Genomic DNA, 17,699 nt, shown 5'->3' on the forward strand with positions numbered 1-17,699 from the left:
GGCAAGGGGCTGAACGCGGTCCGTCACCGGCATCGCGAGCTGCGCCGCCGCCTGCAGGCCAAGCAGACCAAGTCCGCCAAGCGGCTGCTGAGGAAACGCCGCCGCAAAGAAGCGCGCTTCGCCGCCGACACCAACCACACCATCGCCAAACGCATCGTGACCGAGGCGACACGCACCGGGCAAGGGATCGCCCTGGAAGATCTCCAGGGCATCCGCGACCGGGTACGGCTCCGTAAGCCCCAGCGGGTCACGCTGCATTCGTGGAGCTTCCACCAACTCGGCCGGTTCGTCGTCTACAAGGCCCGTCGTGCCGGGGTCGCCGTGGTGTACGTCGACCCGGCCTACACCTCGCAAGGCTGCTCGGCCTGCGGGCACGTGGACAAGAAGAACCGGCCGGACCAGAAGACCTTCCGCTGTACGTCGTGCGGCTTCGCTGAGCACGCCGACGTCAACGCGGCCCGCAACATCGCCTTGCGCGGTGTGGCGGGCTGGGCAGTGAGTCACGCTGCCGACGACGCGGCCTGAACCGTCGAACCCATCGACGGCGAGGAGCTGCAAGCTCGGTCGTTTACGGCCGAGAAGCTGACCGTCACGATTCCCGAGGAGCTGGCCGCGACCGTGCAGGCGCGGATCGGCAGTGCCAGCTTCTCCGCGTACGTCTCCAAGGCGCTGGCCCGGCAGGTGGAGCGGGACAACCTCCGGGAGATCGTCGCCGCCGCCGAGTCCCAGCACGGTCCCGTGGATCGCGCGGGGGTGGAGGGCAAACGCGCTCTCCTGCGAACCGGACCCGAGGGTCGGAGCGACAGCCGCACGCCGGCCGTGTGATGCCCGGATCACTCGTTCTGGACCGCGAAGGCCTGTCGAAGGCGATCCTCCAGGTTCCCGAGCTGACCGAATGGCTGGTGGCGGCCGAGGAGGAGGACGTCCGCGTCGTCGTCAGCGCCGCCACTCTCGTCGAGGTGTCCCACCCCCGGCTCAACCGGGCTCGCTACGACTGGACTCTCTCTCCCGGCTGAGCGTCGAACCCGTCAGCCGGGAGATCGCCCACGACGCGGCCCGGTTGCTCGCCGCGGCCGGGCTCCATGGTCACAGACACGCCGTCGACGCCATGGTGTGCGCCACCGCCCTCCGCCTTCCCGGACCGGTGACCGTCCTGACCTCCGATGTCGAGGACATCACGGCCATCGGCCAGAACCGCCTGCGTGCCGTGAAGGTCTAGTGGCCCGTCACGGAACGTTGACCCGGTAATTGATCTCAGCCGGTGAACCCGTAAAGCTGACTGCCTCTGGAACCTGGGAGGTAGTCGTGGCTCGCCCACCGGATGTGTTCGTCCGGCCCTTGTCGATGGAAGAGGGCCGGAAAATCCAGCGCATCACCCGGACCGCGAAGGACCCGGTCAAACTGCGCCGGGCGATCGTGGTGATGATGTCCGGTCAGGGTCAAAGCGTCCCGGACATCACCTCATTGATGCAGGTCGGCGACGACTACGTGCGCGATGTCATCCACGCCTTCAACGAGCGGGGGTTCGACGCGCTGGACCCAAAATGGAGCGGGGGCCGGCCACCGGCGATCAGTGAACAGGTGCGCGAGCACATCTGCCTGATCGCCAGGACGGTCCCCGCCGAGTGGGGCATCATCGGCCATTCCACCTGGAGTCTGCACACCCTGACCGAACATCTCCTCGCCCGGGGTGTGGTGGCGGCGATCAGCCGCGAGCACCTGCGGCGCATCCTGCGCAAGGGCGGAGTGAGCTGGCAGACCACCACAACGTGGAAGGCCTCCAACGACCCACACTTCATCACCAAGATGCAGCGGGTGCTGGAGTTATACGATCACCCACCCGCCGACGGGCGGGTGATCTGCATCGATGAATTCGGTCCGCTGAACCTGATGCCCCGCAAGGGCAAACGGTGGCGGCCGGCCGGAAGTCCGGCCCGGCTGCGGGCCACCTACAACCGCTATCACGGCGTCATGCACATGATCGCCGCGCTCGACCTGGCCACCGGCAAGCTGTACTACCGCATCCGCAAACGTAAGCGGTGGCGCGAGTTCTTATCCTTTCTCAAGACCCTGCGCGAACGCTGGCCCGGCGAGAAGCTCTACGTGATCATGGACAACTACTCGCCGCACAAGCATGCCCAGGTCCGCGCCTGGGCTGCCGACAACGACGTCGAGCTGGTGTTCCTGCCCACCTACGGCTCGTGGCTGAACTGGATCGAGTCCGAGTTCGCCGCGCTGCGCTACTACGCCCTCAACGGCACCGATCATCGCACTCATGACGAGCAGAACGCGGCGATCGGTGGCTACGTCCGCTGGCGCAACACCCGCGCGCAACCGAAGACCAGCTTCGCCGCCAGCTCACCCATCCGAAGCTGGACCAGTTACCCGGCCAAGGTTGCGTGACGGGCCACTAGATGTTCACGGCGGACGCCGTCATCGATCCATGCCCGCGGCACCGGGAGGGGCCCAGGGGCCGCCGGCGAGGAAGCGCTCCAGCGCAACCGTGTAGGGCCGGGGATCCAGACCTCTGCCCGCCGCCCAACCGTCGTCGTGCACGGTCCCCAGGTAGCGCGGCCCGGCGTCGGCGATCAGCGTGACGACCTCGGAGCCGCGCGAGACCAGCTCGCACGCGGCCCACAGGTTCGTCCCAGTGGACCCGCCGACCGGAATCCCGGTGATCTCGCGGACCAGCCGGGCGGCGGCCACGCTGGCCGCGTCGGGGACCGGTATCACCAGGTCGTAGAGCGAGGGGATGAAGCCGGCCTCCAGGCGAGGGCGGCCGATGCCCTCGATCCTGGAAGGCATGCCGGTGCTGTAGTCGGCGACGTCGTAGGCCCAGCCGGGGAAGTAGGCGGAGTTCTCCGGGTCGGCGACGGCCAGCCGGGTGGCGTGGCCGCGCAGGCGGATGTGACGGCCGAGCGCGGCGGCGGTGGCGCCCGTCCCCGCGCCCACGACGACCCAACCCGGCTCCCCGCCGGCCTGCCTCACCTGGTCGAAAAGCTCCTCGGCGAGCCCGCCGGACTGCCAGTCGACCGCCCGTTCCGCCCAGGCGAACTGGTCCATGAAGTGGCCGTTCAGCTCCGCCGCCAGCCGCCGGGCCTCGTCGTAGATCGCCAGCGGCGGGTTCACGAACCGGCATTCGCCGCCGAGCTCCTCCACCGCCGCCGCGCGGGCCGGGGACGGCTCTCCGGGCATGACCGCGATGAACCGGAGCCCGAGCAGCCGGGCGAAGTAGGCCTGGGCGACGGCCGAGCCGCCTCCGGTGGCCTCCACCACCGCGGTGTCCTCGCGGATGCGCCCGCAGGCGACGCCGTACCGGAACAGGGCCCGGGCGAGCCGGTGTTTCAGGGTGCCGGTCGGGTGCGCGGACTCGTCCTTGAGCCGGAGGCCCGGCAGAGGGAGTCTCAGCAGGGGGGTCGGGGCCGTCTCGCCGTCCAGTCGCCTGATCGCCTCTGTTGACCACATGGGGACGAATCTAGAGGGTACGGAGGCAGGCGGCTCCGGGTGGTACGGGCGGCTCTAGACGGTGCGGAGGCAGGCGACGGTCCGGTGGACGGGGATGCCGGGGGCGGGCGGCGCCTGCGTGCGGTTCACCCAGCAGAAGTCCACTCCGGCGGCCTGCGCGCAGCCGCCGTCGCTCGCCGGGGAGTCGCCGACCATGAGCGCGTCGCCGGACTCGGCCTCCAGCAGGTCCAGGGTGTGGTGGAGCAGCTCCCCGTCGGGCTTGCGCAGGCCGACCTCGGGCGCGATCACCACGTGCTCGAAGAACCCGCCGATCCGCGTACGGCGGAGCTTGGCCCGCTGGACATGGGCGATGCCGTCGGTCACCAGGGCCAGCCTGAACCTCCGGGACAGGTGCCGCAGGGCGGCCCTGGCCTCGGGGAACAGGGTCACGTTCCGGCCGAGGGCGTCCTCGAACGCGACCGCGACCGAGGGAAGGGCGCCCATCCTGGCCCAGCGTTCCAGCCGCAGCTCGGCCAGGGTGATCCGGTGCTCGCGGTAGGCGGCCCAGAGCGGCTCGTTGGCGGCGTGGAACCGCGTCAGGAACTCGGCGCGGCCCATCCGGAAGAAGCGGTGGTGGACCTCATGAAGCGCGCCTCGCTCGGTCCGGGCATAGTCGACCACGGTCCCGTCCAAGTCGATCAGCAGGACCTGGTACCGATGCTCCCTCGCCGAGCCCATCGCGCTCCGACAGCCGGAGGATCTCCCCGACCGCCGCCGCGTCCGCGACGTAGATGTGAGGAACGTCGACGAAGACCCTCATTGACCCGCAGCCCACCCCGAGGTCGTCGGCGACCTCCTTCTGGATACTACGCAGCGGCACGTAGTTCAGATAGGAGGTGAACACGTTCTGCGACCGGAAGGCGGCGGTCATCGCCAGCCGTCCGTCGCGCAGCCGGAAGGCCAGGCTGGTCAGGCAGGGCACCGCGTCGGGAGACTCGCCCGGGACGGTCAGGGAGATCCAGCCACTCTTGGTGTACGGCTTGGCGCGCAGCACGTCGACGACCCAGCGGAGCTGGTCGACGCCGAGGAGCCGGCGGAGCCGGCCGCCGTAGCTGTACTTGAAGGGCGGGATGACCGCGCACTCGCTGAACTTGCCGGCGTACAGGGGGATCTTCCCCGAGTCGCCGTAGGACTCCAGGATCGGATCGTCCCAGCTGAGCCCGGCGATCTCGAACAGCACCGCCTGGGCCTCGATGATCGGGCCCCGGTCGTCCTCGGCGGCCCTGCCGTTGGTCCTTACGTGTCGCATCAGCCAGATCCACGTCTCCCCACAAGACGCGAATCTGAGGAGGTCGGGCATTCAGGTCTCCACGTTGGGGAAATGGAAGGGGTTGTGTGGGAGTCTGCGCTGTCGGGAGACGTTGGCGCGGACGTAGTAGACGGCGTAGTGCAGCAGTGCGAGCAGCCCGATGACCACCAGCAGCAGGGCCGTGTTGGGGTCGGCCCCCACCATGCCGAGCGCGCCGACCGCGATGTAGGAGCTGTTGACGAGGGCCAGCATCATCACGTTGATCCCCGGCCAGGCGAGCGGCGCGTAGGTCTCGGGATAGCGGGGGTCCACCGGCAGGTTGGGGGTCCAGCCGAGGGCCGAGAAGTGGTCCTTGAGCTGGACCACGTAGAGCAGGCGGAAGTTGTTGAGCGCACGCGCGGTCCGCATGTGCGCGTTCACCGCCTCGATCAGCCGCAGGAATGGCAACATGTTCAGCAGTCCGAACGCGGCGATCGTCGCGAACAGATACCACGGCACGCCGTCCCAGGAGGTCAGCGCCCCGGGGTTGATCACCTTCGCGCTCGCCAGCGCGATGGCGGCGGCGAACGGGGCGGCGAGCAGGCTCATGGAGAGCCTGGTCATCTTGAGCCGTTCGTCCTTGGCGGCGAGGTAGACGTGGTAGGTCCCGCTGAAGTCCACGGCCACGAGCTGGAGGAAGTCCTTGGGTTCCACGGGCAGGTCGTCGAGCCTCTCGGGCAGCGACTCCGCGGTCATGCGCGGCAACATCTTCCGCATCGGGACCCACTCTCGGGGGCTGGCGGACTTGCGCGGTAAGAAGATTTTGACCCACATGTCAGTCGCGCGCGCGTGATTCGCCACATCTCTCACAACTTCTCTGAGCCATCCGGCATCTAAGGGGTGACGTTGCCGGGGACGGGGGTTTCTCACCATGGGACTGACGGCGCTCGCACCGGGTGATCCCGTACGGCTGGGCGCGTACCGGCTGGCCGGACGGCTGGGGGCAGGTGGTCAGGGGATCGTCTACGAGGCATACGACGCCGAGGGCGGCCGAGCCGCGATCAAGGTGCTGCACGGGGACGTGGCTGCGGACCCGAGACTGCGGACGCGGTTCATGAAGGAGGCGGAGGCGGCGCGGCGGGTGGCGTCGTTCTGCACCGCCCGGATCCTCGCGGTGGATTTCGACGCGCCGAGGCCGTACATCGTCAGCGAGTTCGTCGCCGGGCCCGACCTGCGAAGGGCGGTCCGCGAGGGCGGGCCGTACGCCGGGGACGCCCTGCACCGGCTCGCCATCGCGCTGGCCACGGCGCTGACCGCGATCCACCGCGCGGCGGTGGTCCACCGCGACGTCAAGCCGGAGAACGTGCTGCTCGGCCCGGACGGACCCCGGGTGATCGATTTCGGCGTGGCCAGGACCAGGGAGATGCCGCCGACCACGACGGGGATCGTCGCGGGGACGCCGACGTTCATGGCGCCCGAGGTGTTCGTCGGGCAGCGGGCGGGTCCGCCGGCCGATGTGTTCGCCTGGGGCGGGGTGCTGCTGTTCGCCGCCACGGGCAAGGACCCGTTCCAGGCCGAGACCCTGGGCGGCGTGATGCACCGGGTGCTCACCGTCGACCCCGACCTCGGTGACGTCACCGAACCGCTGCGCTCGCTGATGGCCGCCGCGCTGGCCAAGGAGGCGACGGCCCGGCCGACCGCGCACGAGCTGCTGACGGGCCTGCTCGGCGGGGTGGCGGAGGACGGGGTGGCCGAGGACCTCGTGGCGGGGGCGCGGGCTGCCCGGGGGGTCCTGCCGGCCGGATCCGGCGCGCCCGCGCTCGGCGTGGTCGCCGAGGAGGCCTTCGCCGGGCTGTCGCCCGAGGCGCAGGCCGACGCCCCCGGGGTGCTGCTCCGCATGATCGGTGACGACTCGATCCAGAGCGTCGACTACCGGCCCGAGGACGAGCCGGTGATCGCCCGTTTCGCCGCCGCCGGGCTGCTGGTCAGGGACGGCGCCACCGTCGTTCCGGCCGGAGCGGCCCTGTCGCGGGCCTGGCCCCGGCTGCGTGAGTGGCTGGCGGCCGAGCGCGACGGGCTGCCGGTGCATCGCCGGCTGGCCGAGGCGGCCCGGGTCTGGGAGGAGCGCGGGCGCCTCCCCGGAGATCTCTACCAGGGGGCGTCGCTCCGGGAGGCGCTGCACTGGGCCGCGACCGAGCGGCGCTACCTCGGGATGAACCGCCGGGAACGGCAGTTCCTCGACACGGCCTCGGCCGCGGAACGGCGGCGCCAGCGCAGGCGGCGGCTGGTCACCGCGGGGATGGCCGTGCTGCTCGCCTTCTCGCTGGGCGTGACCGCGATCGCCCTGCGACAGCGGCAGACTCTCGCCGGGCAGGCCGAGGATCTGGGACGGCAGCGCGACGAGTCGGCCGCCCGGGCCGCCGCCGCACGCGCCGACGACCTGCGCGACTCCGACCCCGGGACCGCCATGCGGCTCAGCGTGGCCGCCTGGCGGATCGCCCAGGTGCCGGAGGCGCGCTCCGCGCTGCAGGCCGCGCTGGCCCAGACGAAGATCGACATGTTCACCGACCCCGACGCCACCTCCAGGGCCTCCTACGTCCTGACGCCCGACGCGCGGACGCTCGTGCGGGCGTACGGCGGCGAGGTCGTCATGTACGACGTGGCCACGCACCGGCCGGTCCGGTCGTTGCGGGGAGTGGGAGACCGCGCCGCCGTGACCGCGGCGAGCTCCGACGGCTCGATCCTCCAGGTCGGCGAGCGGCTCTGGGACAGCGCCACGGGCAAGGCCGTCGGCCCGGCGCTTCCCGAGGGGGCGAGGGCGGAGCTGGAGCCGGAGCGGCGGCTGATCTCGATCATCGGCCCCGACCGGCTGGTGATACGCCCGCCGGCCGGGGGCGATCCGCTGGTCTCGGTGGCCGGGACCGAACTGGAGGGGACCGTCTCGCCGGACGGCCGGTGGGCCGCCGTGGCCGGCCGTCAGGGCACGGTCGAGGTCTGGGACCTGACCGCGGGGAGACGGACGTTCAGCCGGAGGATCGACGGCCCCGTCAGCCTCCGCGGGGAGCGGGGAGCGCCGCAGATCGCGTTCAGCCCGGACGGCGCGACCCTCGCGGTCGGCGGCGACACCTCGATCGTGCTGCTCGACCCCGCCGGCGGGAAGCAGCGCGGCGAGCACTTCGCGAGCACCGGCGGCGGCTCGCTCAGGTTCAGCCCGGACGGCCGCTTCCTCGCCGAGCAGGCGGACGACACCCTCTACCTCTGGAAGGTGGCCGACCGGACCATATCCGCGCAGTTCCCCCTGGCGACCTTCGGCAGAGCGCGCTTCACCGCCGACAGCCGCACGCTGCGGTACCCGACCGAGTACGGCTCGGTGGTGTCGGTCGACATCAGCACCGTCACCCACACCGACACACTGGACGTGCCCAGGGAGCGCAGCGGCTGGGAGAGCGCGGCGTTCGCCCCCGGGGGCCGGGTGCTCGCCTACGCCGACCTGGGCGTGGCCCGCCTCTGGGACCCCACCCGGCTGGCCCCGATCGGCGGTCCGCTGACCGCCGACGCGGGTTCGGCAGGGGTGTTCAGCCCGGACGGCAGGACACTCGCCATCCCCCGCAGGGACGGTTCGGCGGTGACCCTGTGGGATGTCGCCACCCGCCGGAGCCTCACCACCCTGGAGACCGGGGCCGGGCCGGTCATGGCCCTCGCCTTCAGCGGGGACGGCCGGAGGCTCGCGGCCGGTGTGGGCGGTGCGGGCGGCAAGGAGATCCAGATCTGGGACGTGCGCGCGGGCAGGATCACCGGGACGGTGCACCGGGGATTCATCGAGAGCCTGGCCTTCCGTCCGGGCGGGGATCCGGGCGACGGCCGGACCGGGGAGCCGGCGGGAGATCCGTACGGCGGCTCGGGCGGCGCTCCGGAGAGTGAACGCGTCGGCGGCTCGGGTGGGGGTTCGGTGGGTGGTGGGGACGGCTCAGGGGGAGAGGTGATCGCGGTCGGGGCGGAACTGGTCGCGCTCCCCGGCGGAAGGACGGTCCGCACGCCCACCGGGGTCAGCGGCCCGGACGTCCGGTCCGCCGCCTTCACCCCCGACGGCCGCGTCCTGGCCCTGGGGCTGGCCGACCAGCGCGTCCTTCTGTGGGACGTCGAGCGCGGTGCGCGCCTGGGTGTCCTGAGCGTCAAGGGGCTCCAGCCGCCCTTGCGGTTCTCTCCCGACGGCCGGGTGCTCGTCACGGCGGGAGACGGTGTCCACCTGTGGGACATGACCACCCAGCGTGAGATCGGCGCCCTCCCGATCGCGGTGACCGCCCTCGATCTGGCTTTCAGCCCGGACGGCCGGATCCTCAACGCGGTGGCACGCGACGGCTCGGTCAGCCATCTGCCGGTGGAACCCTCCCTGGTCGCGGAGTCGGTCTGCGCCCGGGTGGGCTCCGGGCTGTCGGCAGCCGAGTGGGAGCGCCTCATCCCCGGTATCACCTATCGCGAGACCTGCGGTGGATGAGGCCCATGATCGGTGAGATCCGTGGCGGTGAGACCTGCGGTGGATGAGACCCATGATCGGTGAGTTCTGCGGTGGTGAGTTCTGCGGTGGTGAGTTCTGCGGTGGTGAGTTCTGCGGTGGTGAGTTCTGCGGTGGTGAGTTCTGTGGCGGTGAGATCGGTGGCGATGGGGAGAGGCAGGCGGTTCCCACCCGGACGGTCCACCGCACATATGGGGTTTGAGGCTGTGGACGGCGGTGCCCTGCGTAGGCTCCTGCTGTGGATGAAAGCCAGGAGTACACCAGGTATCGCCAGGACTCGGCGGTGCTCGCCGAGATCGGACGCTTTCTCGACCCCCAGGTCGCACGTCTCACCGTCCGGCTCTCCGGGGACCTGGCACGGGCCGCGGTCGCCGCGTGGGACCGCGACGAGGAGGGAGAGGTCGGAGAGGAGACCGTCGAACAGGCCCGTGTCCGGGACCGTGCGGCGTCCCTGGCGCTGATCGGCCTCGCCGTGGCGGATCGCGGCACCGCCTCGGGTGACGAGATCGTCGTGGAACTGGATGTGACGGAGGTCGCGGCCGCGCTTCTGGCCGCCTACGACGAGGACGTCATCCCGCTGGAATCCCCCTGACCTCCAGCCCCTGACCTCAGGACTCCCGCCCCTCCGCCCATCCGCCCTTCTGACCTCCATGCCCCTGACCCCCTTCCTCCCCGACTTCCGACGCCCTGACCTTCGGACTCCGCCTCCCCGACCTCCGGACTCCGTGTCCTCTGCGACCTGTGCTCTTTGAGGCCCGTGTCCCTTGAGGCCCGTGTTCCCTCTATCCCTCTGTTCCCCTCTGTTCCTCTGCTCCCGGCTGTCCGGCGCATGATCTGCGGTGCCGTACGGACGCAATAAGCTGGCACCGGTGTCGCAGCGAGGGCGAGGTGAGTTCGCGGTGCGCAAGTCAGGGATCATGCAGACGCTTGATCTGGTGGATGTCGGCGAGCACGTGTGCTGGGTCGTTGATCCGGACCAGGGATACACGGCCGCCACCTCGACGTTCCTGGCAGACGGCGAGCTCTTCGGCGACAAGGTGGTCATCTTCGGTTCGGCGTTGGAGCCCTCTCCGGCCGCCGGCACTCCCCGCGGGGCGGTGGTCGTCGATCCGCGGCTGATCCGTGGCGCGGGCCCCACCCCCGACATGAGTTCGATACTGGGCCTGGTGCGGCGCGAGGCGGACCGGGCGGGGCGCCAGGGCTACCGCGCCCTTCGCGTGCTCGCCGTGATGGACCAGCTCGTGCCGCCGGGGGCGGGCGTGGACACGCTGATCGACCACGAGCTGCGCCTTGACGAGCTCGTGGCGGACAGCGCGGCCATCATGGTGTGCGCCTACGGCCGTGACCGTTTCGGCGCCGCCACGTTGGACCACGTGGCATGTGTTCACCCTCGTGAACTGGGCAGTGAATGGGCGGGGCCGTCGTTTCGGATGTTCAACTCGGGGCCGGACAGCTGGAGCCTGTGCGGAGTGGTCGACTCCGACGGCGCCGCGGCGTTCAGCGCCGCACTGACCGCCGCCGCGGCGCTCTCGCCGGCGCTACGGCTCCGTTTCGACGAACTGGAGTTGATGGACGCATCCGGAATGCGCGCGCTCGTGGAAGCCGCCACCCGGGCCCCGGTCCGCAGCATCACGGTCGAGGGCGCGAACCCGACAGTGCGCTCCTGCTGGGAGATGCTCGGCTACAGCACCTACGAGGCACCCGTGGAGCTGACGCCATGACCACTCAAGTCACCGGAGCGGAGAGGACCGCAGGACTCCGCCACGAGCTTTACTCCTACTCGGGGGAGAGGCAGTTCCTCGACGGGACCCTGTCCTTCATCGAAGACGCGCTGGCGGCCGACGAGGTCGTCCTGGTGTCCGTCCCCAAGAGCAGGGAACAGATCATCCGCGCGGAGCCGGCCGGCTCCGACCCTCGCGTGGTGTTCATGGACGTCTCCACGCTGGGCCGCAATCCCGCCCGGCTCATCCCGGCCTGGCAGCGGTGGATCAGCGAGCGGGCGGAGGAGGGGCGTCCGGTGCGCGGCATCGGCGAGACCGACTGGAGGGGGCGTGGCGCGGCGGAGATCGCGGAGCTGCGCTATCACGAGTGGCTGCTGAATCTCGCCTTCACCGGCTCGCCGGCATGGTGGCTGCTGTGCCCCTACGACACCGACACGGTCGACCCCACGACCATGCGGGCGATCAGCCAGTGCCATCCGTTCGTCCTGGAGCAGGGCGTTCACCGGGAGTATCCGGACTACGTCCAGGAGCCCTTCGTCTGGGACGACCTGGAGCCGGCGTGCGACCCGTTCGAGGAGTTCCCCTACCGCAGGGGGGATCTCGCGGCCGTCCGGGAAAAGGTGTCGGCCTGTGCCGTTCCGCATGGCCTGCAGGGGGAGCGGCTGAGGGAGACCATGATCGCGGTCACCGAGGTGGCCGGCAACAGCATCGCCCACGGCGGCGGCCACGGAACCCTCCGCACCTGGGTGCAGGGGGGCACGCTCGTCTGCGAGTTCCACGACGACGGGGTGATGACCGATCCCATGATCGGCCGTAGGCTCCCGAGCCCCCGCCCGTTGAGCGGCCGGGGCATGTGGCTCGTCCACCAGCTGTGCGACCTGGTGCAGATCCGCTCCGCTCAGGGGACCGGCACGACCGTCCGCCTGCACATCGTGATCGCTCCGGTCTGACCGCCGGCCACCCGGTCACCCGCCCTGGAGGGCCTCCTCCACGGAGGTGGAGAGCGTGAAATAGGGCAGGACCCCGGTGGTGGTCAGCATGTGACGCAGGGTGCGGCTCACCCCGGCCAGGATCAGGCGGGTCCCGCTCTCCTGGCTCCGGCGCAGCATCCACAGCAGTTCGGCGAGCCCGGTGGAGTCGCAGAAGGTGAGTCCGGCGAGGTCGAGGACGAGCGTCGGTGAGTCGCCGGTGTCGCTGGTCCATGCCTGGCTGAGCTCTCGCCGGAACGTCGGCGCGTAGTCGTAGTCGAGCTCGCCGATCGCACGGACGACGATGGCGCCGCCGTGCGATCCGGACAAGATGAGGAGCGTGGCCACATCTTCGGTTGACATCGGGAACTCCTTAGACCCGCAGTTCACAGGGCGGGCGTTCCCTCTGTCCTACCAGGTATGCGGATCCGGCGACTCATGATGGCCAAGAATCGGAGGGGACGAAATGCCCTGAACGTGTCCAGGGTACGGCGGCGCGGAGGTCTGCCCGCCCGATGGACGTCTTCGGTGCGGCGCCCGCTGCGCGGACGGAGGCGCCGCCGGGAGATCGGACCTCCCCGCGGCGCCTCCACCGGCTCCGCTCTCCCTACGGGTTGGTGGTGATGGTGAAGGTCGACGTCGTGTTCCTCACGTTCGTCGCGTTGTTGCTCAGCCTCAGGTTGTTGAAGGTCACCGAACCGACCGCCGGGCCCTGGCCGGGCTCGGGCATCTCGTTGGCCCAGATTCCGAACCCGGACTTGGCGTCGAAGGCGTCCCCGCTCTTCTGGGCGCCCGAGATCGAGATGTTCGTGAAGACCGTGTCCTTGACCGGGAACTGCGGCTGGCCGCCCACGTAGTTCGTCTGGAACATGATGCCGCTGTAGGTCGGGTCCACGATGTCCACGTCGCTGACGCGGATGCCCTGGAAGACCTTCGAGGCGGAGAAGACCCAGATCGCCGGGAAGGTCTGCGCGCCCCAGAAGTGGCCGCCGGCACGGACGATGGAGATGTTCTCGAACTTCGTCGGCGGGTCGGCGCCGAAGCCGTTCATCGGGTAGCCGAAGTCGAGCGAGCTGATCGTGATACCGGAGTAGACCAGCGTGTCCGCGATGTAGATGTTCCTGAAGACGTTGTCGTAGCCGCCGTAGACCGCGACGCCGGCGGCGCGCCAGGTCAGGATGGAGGTCAGGTTCTCGTAGACGTTGCCCTTCATGTCGGCCCCGCCGGCGTCGATGGCCGAGAACAGCGCGAAGCTGTCGTCACCCGTCGCGCGGGCCTCGTTGTTGACGACGTGGTTGTCCGTGCTGCCGTTGGTCATGTTGATGCCGTCGGCGAACATGTTGCGGATCCGGGAGTTCTTGATCGTCACACGGTCGGTGTTCGCGCCCCAGTACAGGCAGACCATGTGCTCGTTCCAGATGTTGTCGATCACCACGTCGGCGACGTTGGAGAAGTCGAACACCTTGCCCGGGCCGTCGATGCGTGAGGTGTAGTTCCCGAAGTAGGCGAAGTTCGCGAACGAGGAGCCGTTGGCCGTTCCCTCCGCGCGGAATCCGACGTCGGTGTTGTCCTGGGTCGACGGGGCGCGGAACTGGGTGTACCAGGGGCCGGCGCCGACCACCTTGACCGCCTTGCCGTACACCTGGAACTTGCTCGCCGTCTGGTAGGTGCCCGGCGGCAGGTAGACGCCGACGAGGGCGCCGGTGTTGTCCATCCGGACCTTGTCGAGCGCGTTCTGCACGTCCTGGTGCGTGAAGCCCGCGGGCACCGTGTACTTGGCGGGGTCGGGGTTCGCGATGGGCGACACCTGCTCAAGGTTGATGAAGTCGATCGCGTACGTCGTGGTGTTGGCCGGGTCCTTCTGCAGCCTGATCTTGCTGCCGGCCGGGACGGTCGTCCCGAGCATGACGTTGGCCTCGTCGTAGATGTGGCGCGGTCCGCCCGCTCCCGGCGAGTTGCCCGGGCTCGCCTCGTTCCCGTACAGCCACGCGTACTTGGAGGTCAGGTTGATGGGCTTGAGGAAGGTGCCGTTGACGTAGACGTTGAGCGTCGAGTCGATCCCGCCGCCGCCCGCCGCGTCGGGGATGGAGAAGCGGGTGACGAGGGTGTTCGTGCTGGCCTTGGTCGTGAACTCGACGTAGCTGCCGTTGGAGTTCAGTGTCACCGCCCTGCGGCCGGAGGCCTCGCCCGCCAGGTTGCCGATGTCCCTGTTCGGGCTGAGGACGGCCGCCCCGCCGCCGACGACGGCGTCCTCGGCCTCGTACATGTCGTAGGGCATGTTGGCGCCGCGCCCGACGAAGAACGGCTGCGTGCCGGTGTTGTTCTGCCGCTTCACCGGCAGCTCGTTGGCGTCGTCGGCCAGTACCGTCTTGACGCTGTACTTGCCGTTGGCCGCCGTCCATGTGCCCAGGTTGACCGGGCTGGTCGTGGCGCCGGCGGCGATCACGCCGCTGTGGGAGCCGGTCAGCGTGCGGACGACGGTGCCCGCCTCGTTGGAGACCGTCAGCGTGATGGCGTGGGCGCCGCCCGCGGAGGCCACGGTGCCCTGGTTCCTGATCGCCACGGAGAAGGTGACGACGTCGCCGTTCGCCGGGTTGCTCGGCGTCCAGCTGGTCGTCGCGACGAGGTCCGAGCTGTCGACGGGCCTGACGACGAGCGGGGACGGGGCCGTGTGGCCGTTGTTGGTCTCGTTCTGCTCGATGACGCTGTTGGCCTCGTCGACCTTGGAGCTCAGCGGGTAGGTGCCCGCGTCACGGGGACCGACGCCGGCGGACACGCTGGTGGACGCTCCGGCCGCCAGCGCGCCGACGGCGGCGGTGCCGACCTTGGCGGTGCCCAGGTAGAAGTTGACGTTCGTCGCGCCGGAGGCCGCCGTCCCGATGTTCTTGACCGTGGCGGTCAGCGTGACGGAGTCGGTCTCGACCGGGGCCGAGGGAGCCGACGACATGCCCGTGATCGTCAGGTCCGGGTTGGCGGCCGGCGTGCCGATGACCTGGAACTCGGCGACCTGCCCGGCGGGCGCGCCGGAGTTCGTGGTGATCTTGAGCTGGACGTCGGCGGCCGTGGCGGTGACCGGGATCGTCACGGTGTTGCCGGAGGCGGGGTTGAAGGTGTAGACCGCCGCCGAGGACAGGTTGGTGAAGGAGGAGGAGCTCTGCTCGCGTCCGAGGACCTGGATGGTCTGCGTGCGCGTCCCCCACGCGCTGTCGGGGTTCAGCTTCAGCACGACCGAGTTGACGGCCGCGTTCGAGCCCAGCTGCACGGTGAGCGTGCTGGGATAGCTGCCTCCGTTGCCTTCCCAGTAGGTCGCCACGTTGTTGTCGTTGGCGTTCGTGGCCACGAAGGTGAAGACCGAGGACGACGCGGTGATCGGCTTGCCGACGGCCAGGTTGGAACCGCCGCCGCCGCTGCCGTTGCGCGTGACGGTGTTGCTGGCGGCGGACTGATTGCCCGCCGCGTCCTTGGCCTTGACCTGGTACGACACCGTCGCGCCGGCGGGCTGACCGTCGGTGTAGGTCAGGACATCGCCCGCGACGCTGCCGCGCAGGGCGTTGTTGGCGTAGACGTCGTAGCCGGTTACGCCCACGTTGTCGGTGGAGGCGTTCCAGGTCAGCCTGATCTGGCCCGAGGCGGGTTCGGTGTAGGCCAGGTTCGCCGGCGCGGTCGGCGCCTGCGTGTCGTCACCGGGGCCGGCGGGGCCGTACACCTCCAACTCGGACAGCTGGCCGGCCGGCCAGCCCGTGTTGCCCGTGATGGTCAACCGCACGTACCGGGTGCTGGTCGCGGTGAAGTTGATCGTCACCGTGTTGCCGGTCGCCGGGTTGAAGGTGTAGCCCGCCGACGGGACGATGGTGGCGGAGGGCGGGCCGCTCGTGCCGCCCTGAACGGTCAGGGTCTGGGTCCTGGTGGCCCAGTCCGTCGCCGGCGGCAGTTTCAGGACGACCTTGTTCACGCTGGTGGAGGCTCCGAGGTCGACCTGGACCCACTGCGGGAAGGTGTTGTTGACGCTCTCCCAGTAGGTGGCCGCGTTGCCGTCGTTGACGTTGCCGGCTGTGTAGGGGTTGTTGGCACTGCCGGCCGAGGCCGGCTTCCCCGCGGCCAGGTTGGGGTCGGCCGCCGCCGAGGCGGGGGAGATCGGTCCGAACAGGGCGAGCAGGCTGGTCGCGAGCGCCGCCGCGGTCAACCGTAACAACGGGACGTGCTTGTTTCTCATGGCGTTCCTCTGTCTCTCGTCTGGAACGGCAGGTGCGGAGAGGAGACCGTGGCGTCCGCCGCGCGACGCACTCGACCACGGGCGGGTACGGGCCTCGCCGGCGAGGGATGGATGCCGGGTCCCTGGGGCCGGCGGGCGGGCGGGCCGGGGTGACCGGTCGTTGTACACGGCCGTGCTCTCCGGTCCGCCTCCGGTGGCGGATCCAGGTGTCGCGGCCGACCGCGGTCGCCGGGCGGCGACCGGACACGCAATGCCGAAGCCGACATCACCTGGGGCCTCTCCGTGGGGGGTGCGGAGCGGGTGCACGGACACTGCGTATCCCTGCGAGAAGTTGCGAAGAACAGCTAGAAAGTAACGATGCTTTGCAAGAATCTTGCATTGCGTTGGCCAAATGTTAACTACGTGCTACAGCCGCGTCAACGGTTCGAAAAAAACGGTCTGTTGCGACATATCGCCCTGTGGCCAATCCCGGCCGGTGGCGGGCCGGGTGGATCGTTCCGTGCCGGCCGGAGCCGGAGGGGAAGTGCCGGCGGATGCCGTGCCGTACGGGGTCTCGGAGGATCGTGGAGCCGATGCGCTCCGGCCGGAGAGGGGAAGCGGTGCGGCCGGAGGAGGGAAGGCGCTCCGACTGGAAGGGGCGTGACGAGCCGACACGCCGAATTCATTTCAAAACTGTTGGCAATAACCATTCACCATGGCGCTGGCGCGACCCGGTCCGCGGATTCCGACTGGAGGTCTAGGGGTAGCGTGACCGCGGCATGAGTTTGTTTTTGGCTCGGGGTGCGAATGATCCGTGACATGACTTGTGAAATGAACGGTGGCCGGCGCCCCGGAGTGCGCAGGACTGCCTATGGCCTGGCATTCACGCTGATATGCGGAATGTGCTCGACTGCCCCGGTCTCAGCCGGAACCTCGACGCCGGGCTCGCCGCCCAACCCGGCCGCGCCCGTCCTTTTCACGCTGGAGGCGAGGAGCAGTGCGAGTCACTCCAATTTGCGCGGGAACTGGATCAGGCGGACCTTCGATCTCAAGGTGCAGGTGCGGGGCGAGGGCACCGAAGCGACGACCATTATCGGGATCGGCCGGAGCGGAGCGGGACTGAAGCTGCTCACGCCCGTGGCTCGCGGCCCCTATGTGCTCCAGCCCGGAAAGATTGTGACTTTCAAACTCGGTTACGAGATCACCAAATGCAGCGATGTTCAGGAAGGAGAATGGTCGGTGCCGATCCATGTGCGATCGGATGATGGAGACACGATCGTCTACTCTCCCCTGCGACTCTTCAACGTGGGCACGAGAGGGCCGGTCGACCTGCCCTGGCAGACCGCGCTGGCCAATCAGGTGTGCTAGCGCGGGAGCGGAACGCGAGAGACGAGAGCGCTGTTCTCCCGCCGCGCCGATGACGGACGGCCGGAGAACAGCCGGCCCCCGGGTCGGGGAGGAGGATCTCTCCCGTCCGGGGGCCACGTCCTGCAGACGCCACCGGTGCTCCCGGGGCCGCGTCCTGGAGACGCCGCCGGTGCTCCCGCGCGTCCGCGGGCACCCTCGGAGCCGC

At 69.8% G+C, this 17,699-nt stretch carries 16 protein-coding genes; 10 read left to right on the top strand and 6 right to left on the bottom strand.

What is annotated here, in order from left to right; genetic code table 11:
- The 4 genes from BM085_RS37695 to BM085_RS37710 form a co-directional block, all read left to right on the top strand.
- Positions 1-525, top strand: a 525-nt coding sequence (locus tag BM085_RS37695; protein ID WP_143121254.1) for an RNA-guided endonuclease InsQ/TnpB family protein, incomplete at its 5' end; no start/stop codon positions are given.
- Positions 526-618: 93 nt separating this feature from the next.
- Positions 619-825, top strand: coding sequence for a hypothetical protein (locus BM085_RS37700; RefSeq protein WP_218158936.1), 207 nt, complete (start codon positions 619-621; stop codon positions 823-825).
- The gene (locus BM085_RS46520; RefSeq protein WP_245789926.1) at positions 822-1,016 is read left to right on the top strand and encodes a hypothetical protein; all 195 of its coding nucleotides are present in this window, start codon (positions 822-824) and stop codon (positions 1,014-1,016) included. The genes BM085_RS37700 and BM085_RS46520 overlap by 4 nt, the downstream gene beginning before the upstream one ends.
- A gap of 289 nt (positions 1,017-1,305) precedes the next feature.
- The gene (locus tag BM085_RS37710) at positions 1,306-2,403 is read left to right on the top strand and encodes an IS630 family transposase (protein WP_245789927.1); all 1,098 of its coding nucleotides are present in this window, start codon (positions 1,306-1,308) and stop codon (positions 2,401-2,403) included.
- A gap of 30 nt (positions 2,404-2,433) precedes the next feature.
- Here the strand turns inward: BM085_RS37710 and BM085_RS37715 are convergent, their stop codons facing one another.
- Genes BM085_RS37715 through BM085_RS37730 form a run of 4 tightly spaced genes read right to left on the bottom strand, consistent with a single transcriptional unit; the run spans position 2,434 to position 5,509 of the window.
- The gene (locus BM085_RS37715; protein WP_093891569.1) at positions 2,434-3,465 is read right to left on the bottom strand and encodes a PLP-dependent cysteine synthase family protein; all 1,032 of its coding nucleotides are present in this window, start codon (positions 3,463-3,465) and stop codon (positions 2,434-2,436) included.
- 54 nt (positions 3,466-3,519) lie between these two features.
- Positions 3,520-4,125: an HAD-IA family hydrolase gene (locus tag BM085_RS37720; protein WP_177245471.1), complete on the bottom strand. Its 606-nt coding sequence runs from the start codon at positions 4,123-4,125 to the stop codon at positions 3,520-3,522.
- Positions 4,085-4,753 (bottom strand): thymidylate synthase, encoded by a 669-nt coding sequence (locus BM085_RS37725; RefSeq protein ID WP_177245472.1) that lies wholly within the window; start codon positions 4,751-4,753, stop codon positions 4,085-4,087. Before BM085_RS37725 ends, BM085_RS37720 begins: the two co-directional genes overlap by 41 nt.
- A gap of 51 nt (positions 4,754-4,804) precedes the next feature.
- Positions 4,805-5,509, bottom strand: coding sequence for a hypothetical protein (locus tag BM085_RS37730; protein WP_031169729.1), 705 nt, complete (start codon positions 5,507-5,509; stop codon positions 4,805-4,807).
- Between the two features lie 154 nt (positions 5,510-5,663).
- Here BM085_RS37730 and BM085_RS37735 point away from each other — a divergent pair, with 154 nt between their 5' ends.
- The 5 genes from BM085_RS37735 (at position 5,664) to BM085_RS37750 (ending at position 11,916) form a co-directional block, all read left to right on the top strand.
- On the top strand, positions 5,664-9,227 hold the full coding sequence (locus BM085_RS37735; RefSeq protein ID WP_093891573.1) for a protein kinase domain-containing protein: 3,564 nt from the start codon (positions 5,664-5,666) through the stop codon (positions 9,225-9,227).
- Between the two features lie 52 nt (positions 9,228-9,279).
- Positions 9,280-9,447 (top strand): hypothetical protein, encoded by a 168-nt coding sequence (locus BM085_RS44960; RefSeq protein ID WP_177245473.1) that lies wholly within the window; start codon positions 9,280-9,282, stop codon positions 9,445-9,447.
- A 36-nt stretch (positions 9,448-9,483) separates the two neighbouring features.
- A complete protein-coding gene (locus tag BM085_RS37740; protein WP_093891574.1) occupies positions 9,484-9,837 on the top strand; it encodes a hypothetical protein in 354 nt (117 codons plus the stop codon).
- A 277-nt stretch (positions 9,838-10,114) separates the two neighbouring features.
- Positions 10,115-10,966 (top strand): MEDS domain-containing protein, encoded by an 852-nt coding sequence (locus tag BM085_RS37745; protein ID WP_218158937.1) that lies wholly within the window; start codon positions 10,115-10,117, stop codon positions 10,964-10,966.
- Positions 10,963-11,916: a sensor histidine kinase gene (locus BM085_RS37750; RefSeq protein ID WP_093891575.1), complete on the top strand. Its 954-nt coding sequence runs from the start codon at positions 10,963-10,965 to the stop codon at positions 11,914-11,916. Before BM085_RS37745 ends, BM085_RS37750 begins: the two co-directional genes overlap by 4 nt.
- A gap of 15 nt (positions 11,917-11,931) precedes the next feature.
- Here BM085_RS37750 and BM085_RS37755 read toward each other — a convergent pair whose 3' ends face one another.
- Together BM085_RS37755 and BM085_RS37760 are read right to left on the bottom strand one after the other, a co-directional pair.
- Positions 11,932-12,297 (bottom strand): STAS domain-containing protein, encoded by a 366-nt coding sequence (locus BM085_RS37755; RefSeq protein ID WP_093891576.1) that lies wholly within the window; start codon positions 12,295-12,297, stop codon positions 11,932-11,934.
- A gap of 244 nt (positions 12,298-12,541) precedes the next feature.
- Positions 12,542-16,147 (bottom strand): galactose-binding domain-containing protein, encoded by a 3,606-nt coding sequence (locus BM085_RS37760; protein ID WP_093891577.1) that lies wholly within the window; start codon positions 16,145-16,147, stop codon positions 12,542-12,544.
- A gap of 786 nt (positions 16,148-16,933) precedes the next feature.
- On the opposite strand from BM085_RS37760, the gene BM085_RS43825 reads away from it, so the two are divergent.
- On the top strand, positions 16,934-17,494 hold the full coding sequence (locus BM085_RS43825) for a hypothetical protein (protein ID WP_143121255.1): 561 nt from the start codon (positions 16,934-16,936) through the stop codon (positions 17,492-17,494).
- The last annotated feature ends 205 nt before the right edge of the window (positions 17,495-17,699 follow it).

It is taken from the genome of Streptosporangium canum, assembly GCF_900113865.1.
Taxonomy (GTDB): Bacteria; Actinomycetota; Actinomycetes; order Streptosporangiales; family Streptosporangiaceae; genus Streptosporangium; species Streptosporangium canum.